Here is a 2,769-nt window from a genome sequence, read left to right as displayed (position 1 = left end):
GCCTATGGTACTGCGCGGGAAACCGCGTGGAAGAGTCGGTCGCTGCCAGCCCAATCCTCCCACCACAAGCCGGTCCCCTACTCTGACCGGCTTTTTCATTGGCTCCTCCATTGAACTTTCCCCGCGCGGTCGTTATTAAAAGAAATGCCGGATTTTCTGGCGGCAAAGGAGAACGCAATGCAGGTGGTGTCGGCAAACGATTTCTTCCAACACTTTTCCGAAACTGATTGTTTTTATGTGGGTTTTTTGAAAATGCGGGGCAGTTGGGTTCCCCTTTGTGCTCTGAAAGACCCCCAAGAGAGCACGGCCCTGGACATGATCTACGTGTCGCGACTCTACGACCCTATGGCCGCGCTCACCTCGGCCTATGCCGAGAAAGTCTCCGGTGTGGAGCAAACCTTTGTACAGTTCCTCATGCCCAACGAAATTCGAAACCTTGTGGACCGATACGGCCTCCACTTTGTGGCGCAAATTGCCGAAGAAGAGGGCGCTGGGTGCGGATGTGGGTGCGGCTGCGGAGGCTAAAGCACGGTCCCTTGGCTCAAGGAGAACGCCATGGCCCGAATCGTCTATTGTCACCCAGCGAAGACCAGGTATGGCCTGCATTTGTACACGGACCTGGATTTTTGGGATGCTCGAAAGATCCTCAAAAATGTGGCGCTGGTCAAACGCAATTTTGGGGAAAGCCCTCCTGGGGACGAATTTCCCACCCAGGTGGTTGTGGAAGATGCCCCGGCTTGGCTGCAGGCCCTGATCAAAAGGCGGCTCATGAAGGCTATTCCCTCCCCGCCTCGCCATGTGGTGGTGCGATCCCTGCTCATGGAGGGGTATTATGAATTTGACCCTTGGCGATATTTTCCGCGCCGCTGGTCCCCTTCCCTGATCGAACACTTCCTTTCCTACCGCTTGCCCGTCGACCATGGAGTCCTCAACAGCCCTTACAATACCTACCGGCTGGAATGGCGAGGCCAAGCCATTCGCGTGGTCCCGGAAAAGAGAACCCAAAAACATGACCCGGTGATTCGTACGCGCCGTCAGGCTCGCAAGCACCTGATGGTGCCTACCTGTTTCTAGGGAGCTTCATCCGAGATCTCTGCGCGTGGGCTGCTCGAGTGGGCTCACAAGGGGCGGGGTTCTCAGGACAGCTGCGGCCACGGGCTATGGTGGCAAGCTTTTGTGGGAACACGCTGTGGGCAGGTCTGAGCCGATAAACTTTCCCAAAATGCGTGAAGGCTTCCGTGGATTCAAGGGGTTTGGCCAGTGAAACGAGTTGACAAGCCATAGGGGATCTTATATGCATAGGTGTCTCATAGGTAGCGTGCTCATAAGTGGCGTGGAGCTGCTTTGATTATCGGCGCATCGCCTTGACACGTGAGCCTTCCTCGAAACCAAGCATCGATACCGGCTGGGATGGTCATCATGGCTATGAGCTGCAGAGGGAGCGATGGCGCGGAAAAGCCTCTTTGGCATTGATCATATCGCGTGCCCTGCAGTTTTTTATGCCAAACTGAACCCGTTTTTCCATTGGAAAATCTTGATCAAAAAAGGAGGTTTCCGCAAAAGATCTCGAAAGGCATAATGGGCTGAGCTGTAAAATGAAAAAAGGCACAAGCACTGAAAGGAGGGACGACCTTGGCATTCCAACCTGTACAGCAAAAGTATACCGGAAGCATTCGTGAGGTGACCTTGGGCGCCGGCGACAAGGCCGTGGTCATCGGCGGGCGATCAGCTTTTCCGTTTTACACCTTTGAGGGGCAGATGCCTCATCCCCCGAGGATTGCCATGGAGGTTTGGGACAAGGATCCCAACGACGAATGGTCGGAAGTGGCAAAGGAGCCGTTCAAGGATGTTCTTGGAGACCCGGTGGCCTGGGCGAAGAAGTGCGTTCAGGAATACGGGGCGGAAATCCTAGCGGTTCAGACCAAGAGTGCAGATCCCAATGCCGACAATAAACCGGCCGAAGAAGTGGCCGCGGTGGTGAAAAAGATCGTCGATGCTGTGGATGTGCCGGTGGTGGTCTGGGGTGTGGCCAACCATGAAAAGGATTCGCAAGTCATGCGGCTGCTGGCAGAGCAATGCGCCGGAAAAAATCTGGCCATGGCACCGGTGGAGGAAGGGGACTACAAGCAGATCGCGGCAGCCTGCTTGGGCTACAAGCACACGGTAGTCGCTTCCACCCCCATTGACGTGAACTTGGCCAAGCAGCTGAATATTCTCTTGGGCAATCTGGGCGTCAAAGAAGAAAAAATCGTCATGGATCCCACCACGGGCAGTCTTGGCTACGGGCTGGAATACACCTATTCGGTGATGGAACGCATCACTCAAGCGGCTCTCACTCAAGGCGACGAAAAGCTTCTGCAGCCTCTCATTTGCAACGTGGGCGAGGAAGTATGGAAGACCAAAGAAGCCAACCAGACCAATGACGAAGCCCCCCAATTGGGCGATCAAAAGACCCGCGCCGTGATGATGGAAACCATCACCGCCGTGGACCTTCTGTTGGCCGGTGCCGATGTGGTGATTTTGCGCCATCCCGAATCCGTGGCCTTGGTGAAGGGGTTCATTCAGAAAATGTCCTAGGTGAGCTTAAAAAAAGACCATAAACGGCGAGAGAGACCTCATGAAGGGGGGAGAAGGAAAGAGCTATGGCCGAAGTCAAGGAAAAGAAGCAGAAGGGGTACAATTTTCGTGATTTTTCCACGTGTGAGGCGACCATACAGATGCTGCAGAAGGCGGCGTCGGATGGGGTGGAGACGGCGTTTCAGCGGGCGG

3 protein-coding genes are annotated in these 2,769 nt (G+C 55.0%); all 3 read left to right on the top strand.

Annotated elements, in window-relative coordinates:
• Positions 1-177: 177 nt before the first annotated feature.
• The 3 genes from EDC27_RS00650 (at position 178) to EDC27_RS00640 (ending at position 2,577) form a co-directional block, all read left to right on the top strand.
• Positions 178-525 carry a hypothetical protein gene (locus tag EDC27_RS00650; RefSeq protein ID WP_123288696.1) on the top strand — a complete coding sequence of 116 codons (348 nt, stop codon included), beginning with the start codon at positions 178-180 and terminating at the stop codon, positions 523-525.
• Between the two features lie 30 nt (positions 526-555).
• Positions 556-1,074 carry a hypothetical protein gene (locus EDC27_RS00645; protein WP_123288695.1) on the top strand — a complete coding sequence of 173 codons (519 nt, stop codon included), beginning with the start codon at positions 556-558 and terminating at the stop codon, positions 1,072-1,074.
• 558 nt (positions 1,075-1,632) lie between these two features.
• A complete protein-coding gene (locus EDC27_RS00640; protein ID WP_123288694.1) occupies positions 1,633-2,577 on the top strand; it encodes an acetyl-CoA decarbonylase/synthase complex subunit delta in 945 nt (314 codons plus the stop codon).
• The last annotated feature ends 192 nt before the right edge of the window (positions 2,578-2,769 follow it).

The sequence above is a fragment of the Desulfosoma caldarium genome, from assembly GCF_003751385.1.
Classification (GTDB): Bacteria; Desulfobacterota; Syntrophobacteria; order Syntrophobacterales; family DSM-9756; genus Desulfosoma; species Desulfosoma caldarium.
This window is presented reverse-complemented; position numbering and strand designations above follow the sequence as displayed.

Coding starts and splice junctions, on each gene's coding strand:
- EDC27_RS00650 (WP_123288696.1), top strand. CDS start 178: ATGCAGGTGGTGTCGGCAAACGATTTCTTCCAACACTTTTCCGAAACT.
- EDC27_RS00645 (WP_123288695.1), top strand. CDS start 556: ATGGCCCGAATCGTCTATTGTCACCCAGCGAAGACCAGGTATGGCCTG.